The sequence below is a fragment of the Streptomyces sp. NPDC047108 genome (assembly GCF_040643575.1).
Lineage (GTDB): Bacteria > Actinomycetota > Actinomycetes > Streptomycetales > Streptomycetaceae > Streptomyces.
On sequence record NZ_JBEYUP010000006.1, the window covers coordinates 53648 to 69915 of the forward strand.

Consider the following 16268-nt stretch of genomic DNA (forward strand, 5'->3'; position numbering starts at 1 on the left):
GGCTGAATCTCCGTACATTCGGCCGAGAACTGCCCATCGCAGGACAGCAGCACCCGAGCGCCGCGTTCAGTTCATCTTCCGTTCACTCGCCGTCCCTACGGTCACCGTGCCACTGACCATCGAGCTGATTGCCTGGGTGAATGGAACACATCACGCTTCTCATCGGGATCGTGATCATCACGGCCTTGGTGTTCGACTTTACGAACGGCTTCCACGACACCGCCAACGCCATGGCCACCACCATCTCCACCGGGGCGATGAAGCCCAAGAGCGCGGTGGCGATGTCGGCGGCCCTGAACCTCGTCGGCGCGTTCCTCTCGGTCGAGGTCGCAGCGACGATCTCCAAAGGCATCATCGACGAATCCGGCATTCGGCCCGAAGTCATCTTCGCGGGCCTGGTGGGTGCCATCGTCTGGAATCTCCTGACCTGGCTCGCAGGACTCCCGTCCAGCTCCTCGCACGCCCTCTTCGGCGGCCTGATCGGCGCGACCGTGGCCTCGGTCGGCTTCGGCGCCGTCCACGCCGACGAGGTCGTCATGAAGGTCCTCATCCCGGCGGTCGCCGCACCGATCGTCGCCGGTCTGGCCACGCTGCTGGCCACCCGCCTCACCTACCGCGCGGCCCGCAAGGCCGACCCGAAGGCCACCGCCAAGGGCTACCGCGCCGGCCAGATCGCCTCGGCCGCGCTCGTCTCCCTGGCCCACGGCACGAACGACGCGCAGAAGACCATGGGTGTGATGACCCTGGCGCTGATCACCGGCGGCGCGCTCGCGCCGGACGCCGACCCGCCGATGTGGGTCATCGTCTCCGCCGGTCTCGCCATCGCGCTCGGCACGTACCTGGGCGGCTGGCGGATCATCCGCACCATGGGCAAGGGCCTGACCGACATCCAGCCGCCGCAGGGCTTCGCCGCCCAGACCGGCGCCGCGGTCACCATCCTGTCCTCCTCGCACCTCGGCTTCGCCCTCTCCACCACCCAGGTCTGCTCCGGTGCGGTCATGGGCTCGGGGCTCGGCCGCAAGGGCGGCGTGGTGCGCTGGTCCACGGCCGGCCGGATGTTCGTCGCCTGGGGGCTGACGCTTCCGGCCGCGGGCCTGGTCGGCGCGGCGGCGGCACTGCTCGCCGAGCAGGGGACCGCGGGGGTCGCCGCCGTGGCCGTCCTGGCGCTCCTCGCCTGCGGCGCGATCTGGGTCGCCTCCCGGCGCCGCCCGGTCGACCACACCAACGTCAACGACGCCGAGATCCCGGAGGAGCCGGTCGGGGTCATCACCGCCGCCATCCGGTCCGTCACCCCGCCGCCGCTGGGCGGTTCGGGATCGGGCACGGGCTCCGCGGAGCAGCCGGAGACGTCCGGGACGGACGAGGCCGCCAAGGTCGGCGAGCCCCGCTCGTCCAGCGGCTCCAAGGTCTCGGTCTGAGCGCCGGCCCGGTCCGGCACGCGACTCGACAGCGTTAAGAAGGAAGCATCCGCATGGACATCGACTGGGCAGCACTCGGCCAGGTCTTCGGCGTCAGCCTGGTGGTCACCGTCGGCATCGTGGGCGTGTTCACGCTCGGCATCGTCGGCAGTTCCCGGAAGGCGGAGACGCAGCCGGACGGCACGGTCGCGGCCACCGCCGCTCCGAGCGTCCCGGCCCGTATCGGCGCGTACGTCTGCTACGGGCTGTGCGCGGCGGCCGTCGCCTACGGCCTGTATCTGATCGTCGCCTGACGACCCGTTTGCCGTACGGGCGGCGGCACACCGGTCACCTCCGCGGTCCGGGAACGGCACAGCCGTTCCCGGACCGCGCTGCTGTGGGCCTCATCTCGCAGGTCACAGCTCAGTTGACGGCTGTTCGCGGACCGTGGTGGACTGCCCGAGCCAAACGGCGGCAGGAGAGGAAGCCGGTGCGAATCCGGCGCGGTCCCGCCACTGTCACCGGGGAGCGCTCCCCCACCCCAGAAGTCACGGCCCGCAGCGGCGGGTTGGAAGGCCGGGGGTCGCGCCGATCCGGAAGCCAGGAGACTCTCACCGCCGGTCACGTCGAGCCAGGGCGCGGACCCTGAGTGAGGACATGTCGCATGCCCGGCCGCCGTCGTACGCCCAGAGTTCCCGTGCCGTGTCACCGCCGCGCCCGTTCCCTTCGAGGCGTGACGGCGTCCTGATCCGATGCGTGCCGAACACGCCTCCTTCGTGTACGGCGCCGCACTGGGCTTCGCCGCGGACCTGGTCGTCGGCGACCCCCGGCGCGCCCATCCCGTGGCCGTCTTCGGGCGGGCCGCTGCCGCCGCCGAGCGCCGCCTGTGGCGCGACCACCGCGGCCACGGCGCCCTGTACGCGGTGGTGTGCGCGGGCGGAGCCGCGGCGGTCGCGGCCGGGCTGTCCCGTACCGTGCGCCGCTCCCCCGCCGCGGCAGTCGCCCTGACCGCCGCCGCGACCTGGTCCGTGCTGGGTGGCACGTCGCTCCGCCGCGAGGCGCGGGCCGTTGGCAACGCCCTGGCGGCCGGGGACCTGGAGGTGGCCCGGGAGCGTCTGCCGCATCTGTGCGGCCGCGACCCGCAGGCCCTGGACGGACAGCAGATGGCGCGGGCCGTCGTGGAGTCGGTCGCCGAGAACACCTCGGACGCGGTCGTGGGCGCCCTGGTGTGGGGCGCCGCGGCGGGCGTGCCTGGTCTCGTGGGCTTCCGCGCGGTCAACACCCTTGATGCGATGGTCGGTCACAGGTCGCCCCGCCATGTCCGGTTCGGATGGGCGGCGGCCCGTCTGGACGACGTGGTGGGCTTCCCCGGCTCGCGGCTCACCGCGGCGCTCGCGGTCCTGGCGGGCCCGGACCCGCGCGGCGCCCGGCGTGTGCTGCGCCGGGACGCCCGGAGCCACCCGAGCCCCAACGCGGGCCCGGTGGAGGCGGCGTTCGCGGGGGCCCTGGGCGTACGGCTGGGCGGAACGCTGGCGTACGGCGGGCGCGTGGAGCACCGGCCGGTGCTCGGCGAGGGCAACCGCCCCGTGAAGGTGGCGGACATCGAGCGGGCCGTACGGCTCTCCCGGCGCGTGAACGTCCTCGCGCTCGTGGCGTGCGCGGGCGCGCGCCTGGTGTGGGGGGCGCTGTGCGCACGGGACGACAGGCCGGGGCGTGCCGCGGGTGCGGCCCGTACGGCGTCCTCGGCGTCCCGTCGCGGCCGTCGGACGGGCACTGGGCTGCGGGGCGTACGGCTCCGGGGGAACAGCGGGAAGGGATCGGCATGACGCGCGCACGGGGCGGGGGCCTGCTGGTCGCCGGGACCACGTCGGACGCGGGCAAGAGCGTCGTCACGGCGGGCATCTGCCGGTGGCTGGCGCGCAAGGGCGTGGCCGTCGCGCCCTTCAAGGCGCAGAACATGTCGCTGAACTCGTTCGTGACGCGGCAGGGTGCGGAGATCGGGCGGGCCCAGGCGATGCAGGCCGCCGCCGCCCGCGTCGAACCGACGGCGCTCATGAACCCCGTCCTGCTCAAGCCCGGCAGCGACCGCAGCAGCCAAGTCGTACTGCTGGGAAAGCCGGTGGGCGAGATGAGCGCCAGCCGCTACCACGGCGGCCGCCAGGAGGAGCTGCTCGGAACGGTCGTGGCGTGCCTGGAGGAGCTGCGGGGCTCCTACGACGCGGTGATCTGCGAGGGGGCCGGGAGCCCCGCCGAGATCAATCTGCGCCGCACCGACATCGTCAACATGGGCCTGGCGCGAGCGGCTCGCCTTCCGGTGGTCGTGGTCGGGGACATCGACCGGGGCGGGGTCTTCGCCTCGTTCTTCGGGACGACCGCGCTGCTCGCACGCGAGGACCAACGCCTCGTCGCCGGCTATCTGGTCAACAAGTTCCGCGGCGACGTGAGCCTGCTCGAACCCGGCCTGGACATGCTGTACGACCTGACCGGGCGGCCCAGCCTCGGGGTCCTGCCGTACGCGCACGGCCTCGGCATCGACGAGGAGGACGGCCTGCGGGTGTCGCTGCGCGGCACGGTCCGCGAATCCGTGGTCGCGCCGCCGCACGGCGAGGACGTGCTGCGGGTGGCGGTCGCAGCGGTTCCGCTGATGTCCAACTTCACGGACGTGGACGCGCTGGCGGCCGAACCGGGCGTGGTCGTGCGGTTCGTGGACCGGCCGGAGGAGCTGGCCGACGCGGACCTCGTGGTGCTCCCGGGCACCCGCGGCACGGTGCGCGCCCTGGAGTGGCTGCGCGAGCGCGGCATCGCGCAGGCGGTGGCCCGGAGGGCCGCGGAGGGCCGCCCGGTGCTGGGCATCTGCGGCGGCTTCCAAATGCTGGGCGAGCGCATCGAGGACGATGTCGAGTCGCGGGCGGGGACGGTCGACGGGCTCGGACTGCTGCCCGTACGGGTCCGTTTCGCCAGGGAGAAGACCCTGGCGCGGCCCGTGGGCGAGGCGCTGGGCGAGCCCGTCGAGGGCTACGAGATCCATCACGGCGTGGCCGAAGTGCTGGGCGGGGACGGGCCGTTCTTCACCGACGGGCGGGGGCGCGCGCTGGACGGCTGCCGTGCCGGGTCCGTCCGGGGCACGCACTGGCACGGGTCGCTGGAGAGCGACGGGTTCCGCCGCGCGTTCCTGCGGTGGGTGGCCGAGGCGTCGGGACGGCGTTTCGTACCGGCGCCGGACACCTCGTTCGGGGCGCTGCGGGAGGAGCAACTCGACCGTCTGGGCGACCTGATCGAGGAGCACGCGGACACCGGTGCGCTGCTGCGGCTGATCGAGGACGGGGTTCCGTCCGGGCTGCCGTTCGTCCCTCCGGGGGCGCCATGACGCGGCGGGGCGGGACGACCCGCGGCACGGGCGCGGACGGCGCTACGGCGGTGGGTCCGGGCGCGAACGCCGTGCACGGTGTTCGGGACCGTGGCGCGCGGGGTGCGGGATGCGGGGTGCGGGGCTCGAGCCCGCCAGGGAAGGCAACTGCCGCTCCCCGGGCGGCGGGACTGAGGTGCGGACCGTCATGAACGAACAAGGAGGCCGGGACACCGTGAGCGAGAGGGAGACGGGGCGCGCGGCCCCTACGGCGCTGTCCGGCCGGCGGGCCCCGGTGCCCGCGCGGCTCCGCGCGACCCATCCGCAGTCCGAAGGCGATCTGGAGGGCCATCAGGCATGACCACGCGTACCCCCGTCACCGATCCCGCTGCCGCGGACCGCTCCGCCGTCCCCCACTACCCGTTCACGGCGATCGTGGGGATGGACGATCTGCGGCTGGGCCTGCTCCTGAACGCGGTCTCCCCGGCCGTCGGCGGCGTCCTGGTCCGCGGCGAGAAGGGCACGGCGAAGTCCACCGCGGTGCGGGCGCTGGCCGCCCTCATGCCGCCGGTCGGCGTCGTGGCCGGCTGCCGCTTCTCCTGCGACCCGGCGGCCCCGGACGCGGCGTGTCCCGACGGTCCGCACGAGAACGGTCCGGGCGCACAGCGGGCGGCCCGGATGGTCGAGCTGCCGGTCGGCGCCTCCGAGGACCGGCTGGTGGGCGCCCTGGACATCGAACGGGCCCTGTCGGAGGGCAAGAAGGCCTTCGAACCGGGTCTTCTGGCCGACGCCCACCGCGGTGTGCTGTACGTGGACGAGGTCAATCTGCTCCACGACCACCTGGTGGACCTGCTGCTGGACGCGGCGGCGATGGGCGCCTCCTACGTCGAGCGCGAGGGCGTGTCCGTACGGCACGCCTCCCGCTTCCTGCTGGTCGGCACCATGAACCCGGAAGAGGGCGAACTGCGGCCGCAGTTGCTCGACCGGTTCGGGCTGACGGTGGAGGTCGCGGCCTCGCGCGAACCGGACCAGCGGGTGGAGGTCGTGCGCCGCCGGCTGGCGTACGACGAGGATCCCGCCGCCTTCGCCGCGCGGTGGGCGCAGGAGGAGCGGGAGCTGCGGGAGCGGATCGCGGCGGCCCGCGCGCTGCTGCCGGCGGTGCGGCTCGGGGACGGGGCGCTGCGGCAGATCGCCGCGGTGTGCGCCGCGTTCGAGGTGGACGGGATGCGCGCGGACATCGTGACCGCGCGGACGGCGACGGCGCTCGCGGCATGGGCGGGGCGCACGGATGTACTCAAGGAGGACGTGCGGCAGGCCGCGCTGCTGGCGCTGCCGCACCGGCGCCGGCGCAATCCGTTCGACGCACCGGGGCTGGACGAGGACCAACTGGACGAGGTGCTGGAGCAGTTCGGCGACGACCCCGGTCCGGAGCCCGAGCCCGACCCGGATCCGGACCCGGACCCTGGGCCCGGTGGTGGCGACGCACCGGACACGTCTCCCGACGGGGCGCCCCCGGCCGGTGAGGGCCAGGCGTCCGAGCCGCCGGTCCCGGAGCCTCGTACGGAGGACGGTTCGGGCCGGGGCGAGGCCGAGGCCGGGGAACAGCCGCACGCCTCTGACGCACCGGACGCGTCCGGCGACGGCGGCGCCCCCGGTCCGGTGGGCGAGGGGCACGAACAGGCGGCGGTGGGTGCCGCTGAGCCGTTCCGTACGCGCACGTTGAGCGTCCCCGGCCTGGGTGACGGCGCCGCCGGACGGCGCTCCCGGGCCCGTACGGAACACGGGCGGACGACGGGGGCCCGGCGCCCCCGCGGCGCGCTGACCAAGCTGCACCTGGCGGCGACGGTCCGGGCGGCCGCCCCGCACCAGCACGCGCGGGGGCGCTCCGGCCCGGGACTCCTGGTGCGGCGGGACGACCTGCGGCAGGCGGTGCGGGAGGGGCGCGAGGGCAATCTCGTGCTGTTCGTCGTGGACGCCTCCGGGTCGATGGCCGCCAGGCAGCGGATGAGCGCGGTCAAGGGCGCGGTGCTGTCGCTGCTCCTCGACGCCTACCAACGCCGCGACAAGGTCGGCCTGGTGACCTTCCGCGGTACGGGAGCTGAGGTCGCGCTGCCGCCCACGTCGTCGGTGGAGGCGGGCGCGGCCCGTCTGGAGAAGCTGCCGACCGGGGGCCGTACGCCGCTGGCCGCCGGGCTGCTGAAGGCCCGCGAGGTGCTGCGGATCGAGCGGATGCGGGACGCGGCGCGACGGCCGCTGCTGGTCGTCGTGACCGACGGCCGGGCCACGGGCGGCGCGGATCCGGTCGCGCAGGCGTCGCGGACCGCCCGGTTGCTGGCGGCCGAGGGGACGGCGTCGGTGGTCGTGGACTGCGAGACCGGTCCGGTACGGCTGGGGCTGGCGGGGGCGCTGGCCCGTGACCTGGGCGGCGCTGCCGTCACGTTGGACGAACTGCGCGCGGACAGCGTCGCCGCGCTGGTCCGCACGGTGCGCGACGTGGGCGGCCGCGATGCGGGGGGTCGCGATGCGGGGGGTCGCGATGCGCGTCGTGCGCCGGGGGCTCGCGACGCGAGGGACGTGCGGGGCGCACGCGATGTGCCGGGAGCAGGAACACCGAGGCCGAGGAGGGCCGCCTGATGCCGCAGGGAAAGCCGAGTGTCGTGCCGGACGACGGGCTGACGACCCGGCAGCGCCGGAACCGGCCGCTGCTCATGGTGCACACGGGGGTGGGGAAGGGAAAGTCGACCGCTGCCTTCGGGATGGCGCTGCGGGCGTGGAACCAGAACTGGCCGGTCGGTGTATTCCAGTTTGTGAAGTCCGCGAAATGGCGGGTCGGTGAGGAGCGTGCGCTGCGCGTCCTGGGCGACTCGGGCGAAGGGGGGACCATCTCATGGCACAAGATGGGCGAGGGCTGGTCGTGGGTCCAGCGCGACATCGAGTCGAGCGAGGAGGCCGCGCGGGAAGGCTGGGAGCAGGTCAAGCGCGACCTGATGGCGGAGACATACCGGCTCTATGTGCTGGACGAGTTCGCGTACCCGATGCACTGGGGCTGGGTGGACACCGACGAGGTGGTGTCGGTGCTGCGGGACCGCCCCGGCATGCAGCACGTCGTCGTCACCGGGCGTAACGCGCCGGAGAAGCTGCTCGACGCGGCCGATCTGGTCACCGACATGTCCAAGGTCAAGCATCCGATGGACGCCGGCCAGAAGGGCCAGAGGGGCATCGAGTGGTGAGAGCCTCCGGCCCTGCCGCAACGGCTCCTTCGGGGACGACCGCACCACCCACGGCTCCGTTCGTCGCACCGCGCGGGAGCACGAGCCCCGCGGCGGTCACCGTTCCGCGTCTGGTCGTTGCGGCGCCCTCGTCCGGCGCCGGGAAGACGACGGTGGCGTCGGGGCTGATGGCGGCCTTCGCGGAGCGCGGGGTCGCGGTGTCCCCGCACAAGGTGGGCCCGGACTACATCGACCCGGGCTACCACGCGCTGGCGACGGGCCGGCCGGGCCGCAATCTGGACGCGTATCTGTGCGGCCCGGAGCTGATCGCCCCGCTGTTCCTGCACGGAGCGGCGGGAGCCGATCTCGCGGTCGTCGAGGGCGTGATGGGGCTGTACGACGGTGCGGCCGGGCAGGGGGAGCTGGCGTCGACAGCGCACGTCGCCAAGTTGCTCCGGGCGCCGGTGGTGCTGGTGGTCGACGCCTCGTCGCAGTCGCGCTCGGTCGCGGCGCTGGTGCACGGCTTCGCCTCGTGGGACCCGGAGGTGCGAATCGGCGGGGTGATCCTCAACAAGGTCGCGTCGGACCGCCACGAGGCGCTGCTCCGCGAGGCGTTGGAGGCGTCCGGCGTCCCGGTCATGGGTGTCCTGCGGAGAGCCGACGGCGTCAGCACGCCGTCGCGTCATCTGGGGCTGATCCCGGCGGCGGAGCGGCACCGCGACGCGACGGGCTCGGTCGCCGCGTGGGCCGAGCGGATCCGCACGGGCTGCGATCTGGAGGCTCTGCTGGCCCTGGCCCGCAGCGCCCCGCCGCTGTGGGAGGAGCCCTGGGATCCGGCAGCGACGCCGGCCGCGGTGGCAGGGAGCGCAACGGCGCCCGCCGGCCGCCCCGTTGTGGCGGTCGCCGGGGGCCCCGCCTTCACCTTCTCCTACACCGAGCTGTCCGAACTGCTCTCCGTGGCGGGGGCGGACGTGGCGGTCTTCGACCCCTTGCGGGACGAGGACCTTCCGCCAGGGACGACCGGTCTGGTCGTCGGCGGTGGCTTCCCGGAGGTCTACGCCCCGGAGCTGTCGGCGAACGAGCCGCTCCGCAAGGCGGTGGCCGCCCTCGCCGACTCCGGCGCCCCGGTGGCCGCCGAATGCGCGGGGTTGCTCTATCTGTCCACGTCCCTCGACGGCAGCCCGATGTGCGGCGTCCTGGGCGCGGAGGCGCGGATGTCCGACCGTCTCACGCTCGGCTACCGCGAGGCGGTCGCGCTCTCGGACAACGTGCTGGCCCCTGCCGGTACGCGTCTGCGCGGGCACGAGTTCCACCGCACCGTCATCGAGCCCGGCTCCGGCGAGACGCCCGCCTGGGGCCTGCGCCAGCCGAAGCCGCGCGTGGAGGGGTTCGTCCGGGGTGGCGTGCACGCGTCGTACGTCCATGTGCACTGGGCCGCCGCACCGGGTATCGCCCGCAGGTTCGTGGACCGTTGCGGACAGTGAGGCCGACGGTGCTCGGGGAGGTGCGTCACGGTGAGGAACCGGCTTCCCCCGGTCGCCGGCCGGACAGCTCCGCCCGCCGAGGCATCCCCGGCGGCGCGGCGGCCCTCCCTGACGGTCGGCGTCGGAGCGGGCCGCGGGGTGGCGAAGGACGACGTCCTGGGCCTGATCCGGGACTGCCTCGCCCAGGCGGGACTCCCGGCGCGGTCGGTCGTCGCGCTGGCGACGGTCGACGCCAAAGCGGGCGAGTCGGGAATCGTCGAGGCGGCACGGGAGCTCGGGGTGGAGCTGCGAACGTACGCGGCCGAGGCACTGGCCGGTGTCGCGGTGCCCAACCCGTCCCGTGCGCCGCTGCCCGCCCTGGGCACGCCGAGCGTCGCGGAGGCCGCCGCGCTGCTCGCCGCGGGGCGCGGGGCCCAACTCCTCGTTCCCAAGCGGAAGTCCACGCCCCGGAGAGGAGCCGCCAGGGCGACGGCGGCCGTGGCCCGCTGCGGTGCGGACGGCAGCGGCCCTGCCTCGGCCGCACCGGAAAAGAAGACGCCCCTGGGTGCACACGGTCTCCCCGCCGTCAGTAACGTCTCGGGCCAAGACGGTTCCGCGGTCGGCGCAGCCGCCTTGAACGCACCGTTGTACCCCGAACCGTCCGGATCGGTCGGCTCCCCCCGCACCACCGAGGAGTACTCGTGACCACCCCGCCCGCGCTGCTCATCGCCGCCCAGGGAACGCGTGACGAAGCGGGGGCCGAGGCCTTCCGCGCCCTCATACGCGAGCTGCGCCGGCGGAACCCCGGCCTGCCGGTGGCGGGCGGCTTCACCGACCGGTCCGCACCGCCGCTGACGGACGCCGTGTCCGAACTCGTCGAGCAGGGCGTGCGCCGGCTGGCGGCCGTACCGCTGACGCTGGTCTCCGCCGGACAGACCGGGCACGCCGGGGACAGTGTCCCGGCCGCGCTGGCCCGCGAGCAGGAGCGGCACCCCGGCGTCGCGTACCGGTACGGGCGACCGCTGGGGGCCCACCCCAAGGTGCTGGCGGTCCTGGAGCGGCGTCTGGAGGAGGCCCTGGGCGAGCGGGCCCGTAAGCCCTCCGACCGCGCCGGGACGACGGTCCTGCTGGTGGGCGGCGGCTCGACCGACGCCGGAGCCAACGCGGAGGTGCACCGGGCCGCGCGGCTGCTCTGGGAGGGCCGCGGATTCGCGGGCGTGGAGACCGCCTTCGTCTCCTTGGCGGCGCCGGACGTGCCTTCAGGGCTGGACCGGTGCGTACGGCTCGGAGCACGCCGCATCGTCGTCCTGCCGTACTTCCTGTTCACCGGCGGACTGCCCGAACGCGTACGGATGCAGACCGAGGGCTGGGCGGCGGCCCATCCCGAAGTGGACGTGCTGCCGGCCGAAGTCATCGGGTCCGCGGAGGAGTTGGCGGACGCCGTCATGGAGCGCTATCGCGAGGCGGTCGAGGGTGGCGACGGCGACTCGGGGACGTCCTGCGCCTCCTGCTCGGACCGCGGCGCGTCCCCGGTCTCCGAGGGCGAGGGCGCCCGGCCCGAGCAGCCCCTGGAACACCCCGCCGACGAGTCCGGCGACCACGACCACCGGCGCCACGGCCCCGAGGGCGGCGATCACCTCCACGGCGGACATGCCCACGCCCGCTGAACCCGGCGCGGCGGAGGGGGCTTCGGCCGGTCCGGACCGGCGGCATCCGCCGAGTCCGGACGCCGCGGAGCGCCCACAGGGCGTGACGAAGGCACCGGCCTCCGCGCCGGGCGTCTCACCCGTGCCGGGCGTCTCACCCGTGCCGGACGCCTCACCCGCGCCGGGGCCGCCGCCCGCGGCCGGTTCGCGGCCGTCGCCGTGTCCGCAGCCCACGCCCCGCCGGCGGCCTGCACCGGTGCCGCAGCCGGTGCCGGTGCCGCACGTCCTGTCCGATCCGCACGCAGCGCGGGAGCCGCACCCCATGCCCGATCCGCAGACAGCGCACCAGCCGCAGGCGACGGCCGAAGTGACAGCCGGACTCGATCCGCACGCCGCGCCCGGCCGCGGTTCCGGCCGCGGTCCGGGTCCCGGTCCGGGCCCTGGGGAAACACCGCATCCAGGCACGCCGTATGCGCACACGCCGTACGCCCCGGGCGCCCCGGGAGCGCGGCCCGGTGCTCACGACCTGCGGCACCACGGTGACGCGGAAGTCCGGGGTGCCGGCGCCGGGCTGACCGATCTCGCGGTCAACGTCCGCGCCGGCACCCCGCCGACCTGGCTCAAGGCCCGGATCGCCTCGTCTCTCGACGGGCTCGCCGTCTACCCGGACCAGCGGTCGGCGCGCCAGGCCGTGGCCGTACGGCATGAACTGCCGGTGGACCGTGTGCTGTTGACGGCCGGTGCGGCGGAGGCGTTCGTGCTGGTCGCCCGCGCCTTCCGCGGACGCCGCGCCGTCGTCGTGCATCCGCAGTTCACGGAGCCCGAAGCGGCTCTGCGGGATGCGGGCCATGCGGTGGAGCAGGTCGTCCTGAACGAGGAGGACGGCTTCCGGTTCCGGCCGGACGCGGTCCCGGAGGACGCCGACCTCGTCGTGGTCGGCAACCCCACCAACCCCACCTCCGTACTGCACCCGGCGGACGACCTTGCGCGGCTGGCCCGCCCCGGGCGGATCCTCGTCGTGGACGAGGCGTTCATGGACGCGGTGCCGGGTGAGCGCGAGTCCCTGGCCTCGCGGACGGATCTGCCCGGGCTGGTCGTGCTGCGCAGCCTGACCAAGACCTGGGGGCTGGCGGGGCTGCGCATCGGTTACGCCCTCGCCGAACCCGGCATGGTCTCCGCGCTGGAGCAGGCCCAGCCCCTGTGGCCGGTGTCCGCTCCGGCCCTGACCGCGGCGGAGGCGTGCAGCGCACCGCCCGCGCTCGCCGAAGCCGCGCACACCGCACACCACTTGGCGTCGGACCGTTCCCATCTCATCGCACGGCTGGCCGAGTTCGACGAAGTCCGCGTGTGCCAACCGGCCGCCGGCCCGTTCGTGCTGCTGCGCGTCGCCGGAGCAGACGCGGTACGGGAGCGGCTGCGCGACCTGGGGTACGCGGTGCGCCGTGGCGACACGTTCCCAGGTCTGGGTCCCGACTGGCTGCGGGTGGCCGTACGCGACCGCGGCACGACCGACCGCTTCACCGAAGCGCTGGCCGAGGTCCTCGCCGAACGCCGAGCGGGCTGACCGACCGGCCGGGATACAGGAACCGTGTGGCGGGACCGCGGGCAGCACGGGCGACCACCGGCCGCCCCCGTACGAGGACCGTGACCGCCGGCCGGTTCTCGTACGCAGGACCGTGACCGCCGGCCGGACTCGTACGTGGGACGGGCCGTGCGCACGCCGACCCGGGCCGGGAGGGCCCGGGTCGGCGGTCCGGTGTCAGCACCTGGGCGTCAGGGCCCCGGTGCCGACACCCGGCATCAACGCGCCTGCGTCAGTTCTGGCGACGCCGACGGGCCATGACGACGGCTCCGCCGCCCGCGGCGATCAGCAGTGCGGCACCGCCCGCCAGGTAAGGGGTGCTCGAACTGCCACCGGTCTCGGCGAGGTTGTCCGACCCCTCCTTGCCGGTCTGGGTGCTGATGTCCGGCCCCTCGGTCTCGGGGTTCTCCGCCCCGGGCGTCTCGGTGTCGGGCGTCTCGGGCTCGGGCGTCTCCGTCGACGGCGTGCCCGAGGGGCTCTCGCACGTGGCCTTGACGAGGGTGACCTTGCCGTTCACCTCGGCGACGTTGAGCTTCGCCGGGTTGACGGACACGGCCAGCTCCAGGGCGGTGGCCGCGGCCGAGCGGGAGGTGGTGGAGGTCTTGGAGAGGTCGAGGCGCACCTCGCCGACGCCCGGAACCTTGACGTCGGTCGTGCCGCTGGCGCTGAGGGTGACCTTCTTGCCCAGGACGCGTACGGTCCCGAGCACGTTCGAGGTGGCGGTGGGCTTCTTGCCCGCCTCGCACACGGCCTTCGAGGTGGCCTGCTCGACCTCGATCAGCGACCGCAGGGGAAGGCCGGGCAGATTGACCTTCGCCCGGACGAGGTTGGCGTAGCCCTTGGCCTTCTTGCCCTTCGTCGTGGCGCTCGCGGTGGCGACATCGGCCCGCAGCACGCTGAACGGCTTGCCGTGGTCGACCCCGTCCAGCTTCGCGGTGAGCGCCGTCTTGCTCTCGCTCGCCGGGGCGTCCACCTCGTTGAGGACGACGTTGAGCGGCGCGTGCACCGTCTTGTTGAGCAGGTCGACATCGAGGCCGGTGCGGAGCACGACCGCACCGGCCTTTCCGCCGCCGGCCCCGCCGGTGGCGGACGCGGGCACCGCCCCGATGAGAGCCGCGGGACCTGCGGCCAGGGCGGTGACGGTCAGCACGGCGGCGGCACGGCGCGCGGGCATGCTGAAGGCAGAGCTGTTCACGGTGGTAGAACCCCCACAAGAGACATGGAGCCGAACGGCGCGCGCCCATGGGGGACATCAAGGTGCGCCGACGGCCTCGATGCTCGTCATACTTACGCACCGAGAGTGAACAGGCAGCGGCCTTGCGTGAGTTCACTCCATCGGGTGGTTTCCGCTTCGGCATTCGAATCCGGCGGCACGTACGTTCCCCCGCGTCACTCCCGCACCGGCCCCGCGACGCCCGCACCGGCCTCGCGTCACTCCCGCACCGGCCTCGCGACGCCCGCGCCTGCCCGCACAGACGCCCGCACACCGGCCCTCGTCGCCCCGCGCCCGCCGCACCATCCCGCACAGCGCCACGCCGTCCCGTTGTCAGACCCTCGCCGCATCATGAGCGTGTGACCGACGACCGCTTCGCCGCCTTCCGCGACCTCCACCACGCCGACCGTCCGCTGCTCCTGCCCAACGCCTGGGACCACGCCTCCGCGGCCGCGCTCGCCGCCCGCGGCTTCGCCGCCATCGGCACCACGAGCCTCGGGGTCGCCGCCGCGGCGGGCCTGCCGGACGCGGAGGGCGCCACCCGCGACCGGACCCTCGCCCTGGCCCGCCGTCTCGTCCGGCTCCCGGCGCTGATCACCGTCGACATCGAGGGTGGTTTCGCCGAACGGCCCGACGAGGTGGCGGCGTCGGCCGCCGGTCTCGCCGACGCGGGAGTCGTGGGTGTGAACATCGAGGACGGCCGCCCTGACGGCTCCCTGGCCCCGCAGGACCACCAGTGCGCCGTGATCGCGGCCGTGAAGGAGCGCGCACCACGGCTCTTCGTCAACGCGCGGACCGACACGTACTGGCTGAAGTCGGCCGACGCGGAGAGCGAGACGCTCCGCAGGACCGAGGCGTACGAACGGGCAGGCGCCGACGGCATCTTCGTGCCCGGACTGCAGGACCCGGACGGGATCAGGGCGCTGGTCTCCCGGACGCCGCTGCCGCTCAACGTCCTGTTCGCGCCCGGCCGCCAGCGCTACGAGGAGCTGGCGGCGCTCGGCGTCCGGCGCATCAGCACCGGTTCGCTGCTCTTTCGCGCCTCTCTGCACGGCGCGGTCGAGCTCGCCCGGGGCATCGTCCACCCCAGCGAGCCGGCGGCGGAGATCCCGTCGTACGCGGAAGCGGCAGCCCTGGCGGCCGCCTTCGCCGACCCGCCCCTCAACGACCCTTCCGGGGCGGCCCCGTTCCCCGACGCTCCTCCCCCGGCCCCTCCGGCGGGCCAGCTGTGTTGACCTGGAGCGCCAGGACGTCAACCGACCACGCGGCCCCGCAGGACGACATGGAGCGGCGCGGTCAGCACGCGTACGTCCTCGCGCGGATCCGTCTCGTAGACCACCAGGTCGGCCGGGGCCCCCTCGGTCAGGCCCGGCCTGCCCAGCCACTCCCTGGCGCCCCAGGTCGCCGCCGACAGCGCGGCCTCCACCGGGATGCCGGCCGTGACGAGTTCCCCGACCTCCGCGCCGATCAGTCCGTGGGCGAGTCCGCCGCCCGCGTCCGTGCCCGCGTAGACGGGGATGCCGGCGTCGTAGGCGGCGCGCACCGTGTCGTAGCGGCGGGCGTGGAGCCGGCGCATGTGGTCGGCCCACCGAGGGAACTTGCCCGCGCCGGCGTCGGCGAGCGTGGGGAAGGTCGCGATGTTGACCAGGGTCGGGACGATCGCGACGCCGCGCTCGGCGAAGAGCGGGATGGTCTCCTCGGTCAGCCCGGTGGCGTGCTCGATGCAGTCGATGCCCGCCTCCACCAGGTCGGGGAGCGACTCCTCGGCGAAGCAGTGGGCGGTGACCCGGGCCCCGAGCCGGTGGGCCTCGGCGATGGCGGCCTCGACGGCGCCGCGCGGCCAGCAGGCGCTGAGGTCCCCGGTCCCGCGGTCGATCCAGTCCCCCACGAGTTTGACCCAGCCGTCGCCGCGCCGCGCCTCCTGGGCGACATAGGCGACGAGGTCCTCGGGCTCGATCTCATGGGCGTAGTTGCGGATGTAGCGCTTGGTGCGCGCGATGTGACGCCCTGCACGGATGATCTTCGGCAGGTCCTCCCGGTCGTCGACCCAGCGGGTGTCCGCGGGGGATCCGGCGTCGCGCAGCAGCAGGGCTCCCGCGTCGCGGTCGGTAAGGGCCTGCTTCTCGCTGGTCGATTCGTCGACAGCGCCGTGGGCGTCGAGCCCGACGTGGCAGTGGGCGTCGACGAGACCGGGGAGGGCCCAGCCGGAGAGGGTTCCGGCGTCCCGTGCGGCGGGCCGCTCGTAGGAGATCCTCCCGTCCACCACCCACAGCTCGTCCCGGACGTCGTCGGGTCCGGCCAGCACCCGCCCCTTGATGTGCAGCACCGCGCTCTCGCTCATGGCACGCACTGTACGAGTCCGTGCACGGAAACCGCATCCAGATCTTCCCCGGGAGAGCAAATCCGGGTTAT

The 16268-nt window shown here is 74.4% G+C and carries 13 protein-coding genes, 1 pseudogene and 1 riboswitch; of the genes and pseudogenes, 12 read left to right on the forward strand and 2 right to left on the reverse strand.

Going from position 1 to position 16268, the window contains the following annotated elements; genetic code table 11:
- The first annotated feature begins 140 nt into the window (after nt 1–140).
- The 11 genes and pseudogenes from ABZ822_RS14970 (at nt 141) to cobC (ending at nt 12625) form a co-directional block, all read left to right on the forward strand.
- Nucleotides 141–1418 (forward strand): inorganic phosphate transporter, encoded by a 1278-nt coding sequence (locus ABZ822_RS14970; protein ID WP_360852604.1) that lies wholly within the window; start codon nt 141–143, stop codon nt 1416–1418.
- A 53-nt stretch (nt 1419–1471) separates the two neighbouring features.
- A complete protein-coding gene (locus ABZ822_RS14975; RefSeq protein ID WP_360852606.1) occupies nt 1472–1711 on the forward strand; it encodes a hypothetical protein in 240 nt (79 codons plus the stop codon).
- 165 nt (nt 1712–1876) lie between these two features.
- A riboswitch (cobalamin riboswitch) is annotated at nt 1877–2008 on the forward strand.
- A 141-nt stretch (nt 2009–2149) separates the two neighbouring features.
- The gene (locus tag ABZ822_RS14980) at nt 2150–3223 is read left to right on the forward strand and encodes a cobalamin biosynthesis protein (protein WP_360852609.1); all 1074 of its coding nucleotides are present in this window, start codon (nt 2150–2152) and stop codon (nt 3221–3223) included.
- Entirely contained in the window at nt 3220–4764 is a 1545-nt protein-coding gene (locus ABZ822_RS14985) for a cobyric acid synthase (RefSeq protein WP_360852612.1), read from the forward strand. The genes ABZ822_RS14980 and ABZ822_RS14985 overlap by 4 nt, the downstream gene beginning before the upstream one ends.
- A 214-nt stretch (nt 4765–4978) precedes the next feature.
- Nucleotides 4979–5104, forward strand: a complete 126-nt coding sequence (locus tag ABZ822_RS14990; protein WP_360852615.1) for a hypothetical protein — start codon at nt 4979–4981, stop codon at nt 5102–5104.
- A complete protein-coding gene (locus ABZ822_RS14995) occupies nt 5101–7377 on the forward strand; it encodes a putative cobaltochelatase (protein WP_360852618.1) in 2277 nt (758 codons plus the stop codon). Before ABZ822_RS14990 ends, ABZ822_RS14995 begins: the two co-directional genes overlap by 4 nt.
- Nucleotides 7377–7973: a cob(I)yrinic acid a,c-diamide adenosyltransferase gene (cobO, locus tag ABZ822_RS15000; RefSeq protein ID WP_360852621.1), complete on the forward strand. Its 597-nt coding sequence runs from the start codon at nt 7377–7379 to the stop codon at nt 7971–7973. Before ABZ822_RS14995 ends, cobO begins: the two co-directional genes overlap by 1 nt.
- A 110-nt stretch (nt 7974–8083) precedes the next feature.
- Nucleotides 8084–9436, forward strand: coding sequence for a cobyrinate a,c-diamide synthase (locus tag ABZ822_RS15005; RefSeq protein WP_360853333.1), 1353 nt, complete (start codon nt 8084–8086; stop codon nt 9434–9436).
- A 96-nt stretch (nt 9437–9532) separates the two neighbouring features.
- Nucleotides 9533–9922 (forward strand): annotated as a pseudogene (locus tag ABZ822_RS15010) (cobalamin biosynthesis protein); the annotation flags it as partial.
- A gap of 194 nt (nt 9923–10116) precedes the next feature.
- A complete protein-coding gene (locus ABZ822_RS15015; protein ID WP_360852624.1) occupies nt 10117–11082 on the forward strand; it encodes a sirohydrochlorin chelatase in 966 nt (321 codons plus the stop codon).
- A gap of 301 nt (nt 11083–11383) precedes the next feature.
- Nucleotides 11384–12625, forward strand: coding sequence for an Rv2231c family pyridoxal phosphate-dependent protein CobC (gene cobC / locus ABZ822_RS15020; protein ID WP_360852627.1), 1242 nt, complete (start codon nt 11384–11386; stop codon nt 12623–12625).
- A gap of 250 nt (nt 12626–12875) precedes the next feature.
- Here cobC and ABZ822_RS15025 read toward each other — a convergent pair whose 3' ends face one another.
- The gene (locus tag ABZ822_RS15025) at nt 12876–13817 is read right to left on the reverse strand and encodes an SCO1860 family LAETG-anchored protein (RefSeq protein ID WP_360853336.1); all 942 of its coding nucleotides are present in this window, start codon (nt 13815–13817) and stop codon (nt 12876–12878) included.
- Between the two features lie 398 nt (nt 13818–14215).
- On the opposite strand from ABZ822_RS15025, the gene ABZ822_RS15030 reads away from it, so the two are divergent.
- Entirely contained in the window at nt 14216–15091 is an 876-nt protein-coding gene (locus ABZ822_RS15030; RefSeq protein WP_360852630.1) for an isocitrate lyase/phosphoenolpyruvate mutase family protein, read from the forward strand.
- Nucleotides 15092–15108: 17 nt separating this feature from the next.
- Here ABZ822_RS15030 and ABZ822_RS15035 read toward each other — a convergent pair whose 3' ends face one another.
- Nucleotides 15109–16197 (reverse strand): amidohydrolase family protein, encoded by a 1089-nt coding sequence (locus ABZ822_RS15035; protein WP_360852633.1) that lies wholly within the window; start codon nt 16195–16197, stop codon nt 15109–15111.
- Nucleotides 16198–16268: the final 71 nt, after the last annotated feature.